This window comes from Streptomyces sp. CO7 (assembly GCF_053474865.1).
The window spans coordinates 1-422 of record NZ_JBRIOU010000126.1 but is presented as its reverse complement, the minus strand read 5'-3'; the positions used below and the strand labels follow the sequence as shown (position 1 = coordinate 422).

Sequence of the window (422 nt, the reverse complement as noted above, 5' to 3'; positions counted from 1 at the left end):
GATCAACGAGGCGCTGCGCGCACTGCGTCCCACCGGCGCTCTCGGCCTGGTGGCACGGCTCCACACCGCGCTGCCGCTGGAACCGGGCACGCTCGACCGGGGCCGCGGCATCCGCCACGTCTGCGAGGGGGACGCGGTACCCGGTCTGCTGATACCGCTGCTGACCCGGCTCTGGCAGGCCGGACGCTTCCCCTTCGACCAGCTCGTCCGTACCTACCCGCTGGCCGACATCAACGAGGCGGAGCGCGACTGCGACGCCGGCCTCGTGGTCAAACCCGTGCTGCTCCCGCCCGCGAGGAGCGGGTGAGTACGGCGCACGGCACCGCGGTCCGACCGCATCCGACGAGCAGGAAGCTCGCGGCCCCACTTCCGCCAACGGAGGAGACATGACCGGCACGGCGCCGCAGTACACGGACGTGGAA

At 72.3% G+C, this 422-nt stretch carries 1 pseudogene; it reads left to right on the top strand.

What is annotated here, in order from left to right:
* A pseudogene (locus tag ACOV8S_RS31415) lies at positions 1-307 on the top strand (NAD(P)-dependent alcohol dehydrogenase); the annotation flags it as partial.
* Between the last annotated feature and the right edge of the window lie 115 nt (positions 308-422).